This window comes from Mesorhizobium sp. M7A.F.Ca.CA.004.06.1.1 (assembly GCF_003999135.1).
GTDB lineage: Bacteria > Pseudomonadota > Alphaproteobacteria > Rhizobiales > Rhizobiaceae > Mesorhizobium.
On sequence record NZ_RZPQ01000689.1, the window covers coordinates 1 to 3,168 of the forward strand.

A 3,168-nucleotide genomic window follows, 5' to 3' on the forward strand; every position below is an offset into this window, starting at 1 on the left:
AGCCGGCGCCGACATCGACGGTGATGCTGCCGGAAATCCTGACATCGGTATCGCCGATCTTGAATGTGCCGTTCTCGCCGGCTGGCAGCGCATCGTCCGGCTCTGGAGCCGGCTTGGCGATGCGGTAGTCGCCGGTCACGCCGGGCAGGGCGCCTTTTTGCGTCGACGACGAACTGTCGTCGGCAAGTGCCGCGCCGCTGATGAGGCTCGCAATGGCGAGCGCTGCAACGGCGATGACGCGGTGCAATGATCTGGACTGATGAGTGTCGGTCATCCCAGGACTATAGTGGCGCGCCGCCGATGGAACCAGACCGGCATCGTCAAATCTTCGACTACCTGCCGGACGGTCTCCGATCCGGCCCTGGCTTACGCCGCTTTCTTTCGCGTGTCGAAAACATGGTCGACGATGCCCCAGGACTGGGCCTCGCGGGCGGTCATGAAGTGGTCGCGGTCGAGCGTGCGTTCCACCTCTTCATAGCTGCGGCCGCAATGCTGCGCGTAAAGTTCGGCCATGTGCCGTTTCGTCCGGCCGATGCGCTCGGCATGGCGCTGGATGTCGGATGCCTGGCCCTGGAACCCGCCCAGCGGCTGATGCAGCAGGATAGTGGCATTCGGCAGGGAAATCCGGCGCCCCGGTGTGCCTGCCATCAGCAGGAACGAGCCCATCGAGGCGGCAAAGCCCATGCATACGGTGGACACCGGGCAGCTGATATATTGCATCGTATCGTAGATGGCGAAGCCGCTGGTCACCACGCCGCCCGGCGAGTTGATGTAGAGCGAGATCTCCTTGTCGGGATTGTCCGATTCCAGCGACAAAAGCTGCGCGCAGACCAGCGCCGAGATGTCGTCGTTGATCTCGCCGTTGATGAAGATGATGCGCTCGCGCAGCAGCCGCGAAAAGATGTCGAAGGCACGTTCGCCGCGGCTCGATTGCTCGATGACCATCGGCACCAGACTGGCAACACCGCTCATTGTCTCTCTCCGTCCGTTTTGTTTTCAGGCCGCGCGAAGCAGGAGGCGAGGCGTGTTTGCGGCGATTGGCTTAGATGACCTGTTCGCACCGAGCGAAACCCGGCAGCCGGCGCCTGCCATGGCGACGGCAGGCATGGCCTTGCGGGCAAAGCCGTCATGGACGATACGCAGATGCGTGCCGCCGGATACGGCTCGGGCAAGTGTGAAGGTGACGGTGCTGTCGAGCGGATCCTGCCTGGCTGCGTCGCCCGGCTGCTCCCGCCAGGAATAGCGCAGCAGCTTCTCGGGTTCGGCGTCGAGGATTTCGCATTCGATCGGCGTGTCCGGTCCGGCGAAGGCAAAACGGTTGCCGATCTCGGGGCTGATGTCGTTCGGCATCATCCAGGCGGCCAGCAATTCCGGTATGGTCAGGGCCCGCCAGACCTTTTCCGGCGGCTCGGCAAGCTCGTACTCGAACTCGAGCGCATCCGGGGCGTCGCCTTGGCCGTGGTTGGTCGTTGATCCCGCCTTCTTCATTGATCCATGTCCTTCAAAACCGCCTTCAGCCTTTCGATGCGCTCCGGCCAGAAGGTCCGGTAGCGTTCGATCCAGGAGAGCAAGGGGGCGAGCCCCTGCGGATCGGCGCGGTAATAGGCGTTGCGGCCGGCTCGCCGCTCGATCACCAGCCCGGCGCCACGCAGCACCGCCAGATGCTGCGACACCGCGGGCTGCGACACCATCATCCCGGTGCGCAATTCCGACACGCTCATCTCGCCGGCGGCCAGCCGCTCAAAGACGGCGCGGCGCGTCGGGTCGGCCAGTGCGCGAAAAATCTCTGCTTCGATCATGCCAAAAGCATAAGTGCATACTTATTGATTTGGCAAGCGGTCTTTTCAGGCCCATATGATCGGCTTCGGCATTGCTGCCATTCCTTGACAATAAGCAGCGACGCGGATAAGAACGAAAAGGGAACAAAAACCTTGTGGGTAAAGGCAGCCATGGCAAGCGGCGATCGCCCGCAGCCTGTAAGGTGCTGCGACAAAAATTTGTTTCGGATGAGCGCGGAGAAATATCATGGCGGGTAGCGTCAACAAGGTCATTCTGGTCGGCAATCTCGGCGCGGATCCCGAAATCCGTCGCCTGAATTCGGGTGAGCCGGTCGTCAACATCCGCATCGCCACATCGGAAAGCTGGCGCGACAAGAATTCCGGCGAACGCAAGGAAAAAACCGAGTGGCACAACGTCGTCATCTTCAATGAGGGCATCGCCAAGGTGGCGGAGCAGTATCTGAAGAAGGGCATGAAGGTTTATGTCGAGGGCCAGTTGCAGACGCGCAAATGGCAGGACCAGACCGGTGCCGACAAGTACACGACGGAAGTCGTGCTGCAGAAATTCCGCGGGGAGCTGCAGATGCTCGACGCACGCGGACAGGGCGAGGGCGGTCAGGTCGGCGGCTATACCGGTGGCGGCAGCAGCCGTGGTTCCGATTTCGGCCAGTCCAGCCCGAGCGAAGGCTTCAATCGCGGTGGCGGCGGTGCCAAGAGCGGCGGCGGCGGTGGTTCGTCGCGCGAATTGGATGACGAAATCCCGTTCTGATCGCAACAGTTATGTCGGACACAGTGCCCCGAGAGTCGTTCATGGACTTTCGGGGTTTTGCATCGTGATTGAGGCTGACCGGGCCGATCAACGAAATACGGTGAGAGGACGAGTTGGGTGAAAGCGCGGGTAAAGTGGGTCGAGGAGCGCACCTTCGTCGGGGAATCCGGCAGCGGTCACAAGGTCGTGCTCGGAACAGCGCACGGACCGGAAGGCAGGACGCCGGGTCCAAGCCCGATGGAGCTGGTGCTGATCGGCACCGGTGGCTGTTCGGCCTATGATGTCGTGCATATCCTCGAAAAGGGCCGCGAGGCGGTCGAGGACTGCGTGGTCGAGCTTGATGCCGAGCGGGCCGAAACCGAGCCAAGAGTGTTCACCCGCATCCACATGCATTTCGTCGTCAAGGGCAGGGCACTCTCCAGCGTCAAGGTGAAACGCGCGATCGACCTTTCGATCGAAAAATATTGCTCGGCCTCCGCGATGCTGGCCAAGACCGCCACGATTACCCACGATTTCGAGGTCATCGACACGACGGCGAAATAGGCAGTAGGCAGTAGGCAGTAGGCAGTAGGCAGTAGGCAGTAGGCAGTAGGCAGTAGGCAGTAGGCAGTAGGCAGTAGG

At 61.8% G+C, this 3,168-nt stretch carries 6 protein-coding genes; 2 read left to right on the top strand and 4 right to left on the bottom strand.

The window, feature by feature from the left end:
• The 4 genes from EN906_RS28380 to EN906_RS28395 all read right to left on the bottom strand — a co-directional run.
• Window positions 1-274 (bottom strand): hypothetical protein (locus EN906_RS28380; RefSeq protein ID WP_127375534.1); only part of this gene is annotated, 274 nt, incomplete at its 3' end.
• A 92-nt stretch (window positions 275-366) separates the two neighbouring features.
• A complete protein-coding gene (locus EN906_RS28385) occupies window positions 367-972 on the bottom strand; it encodes an ATP-dependent Clp protease proteolytic subunit (RefSeq protein ID WP_127270740.1) in 606 nt (201 codons plus the stop codon).
• A gap of 24 nt (window positions 973-996) precedes the next feature.
• A complete protein-coding gene (locus EN906_RS28390) occupies window positions 997-1,488 on the bottom strand; it encodes an SRPBCC domain-containing protein (protein WP_127270741.1) in 492 nt (163 codons plus the stop codon).
• Window positions 1,485-1,799, bottom strand: coding sequence for a metalloregulator ArsR/SmtB family transcription factor (locus EN906_RS28395; RefSeq protein WP_127270743.1), 315 nt, complete (start codon window positions 1,797-1,799; stop codon window positions 1,485-1,487). Before EN906_RS28395 ends, EN906_RS28390 begins: the two co-directional genes overlap by 4 nt.
• A 226-nt stretch (window positions 1,800-2,025) precedes the next feature.
• Between EN906_RS28395 and EN906_RS28400 the strand changes: the two genes are divergently transcribed.
• Both EN906_RS28400 and EN906_RS28405 read left to right on the top strand, forming a co-directional pair.
• Entirely contained in the window at window positions 2,026-2,547 is a 522-nt protein-coding gene (locus EN906_RS28400) for a single-stranded DNA-binding protein (RefSeq protein ID WP_127270744.1), read from the top strand.
• A gap of 117 nt (window positions 2,548-2,664) precedes the next feature.
• Window positions 2,665-3,090 (top strand): OsmC family protein, encoded by a 426-nt coding sequence (locus tag EN906_RS28405; RefSeq protein WP_127270746.1) that lies wholly within the window; start codon window positions 2,665-2,667, stop codon window positions 3,088-3,090.
• Window positions 3,091-3,168: the final 78 nt, after the last annotated feature.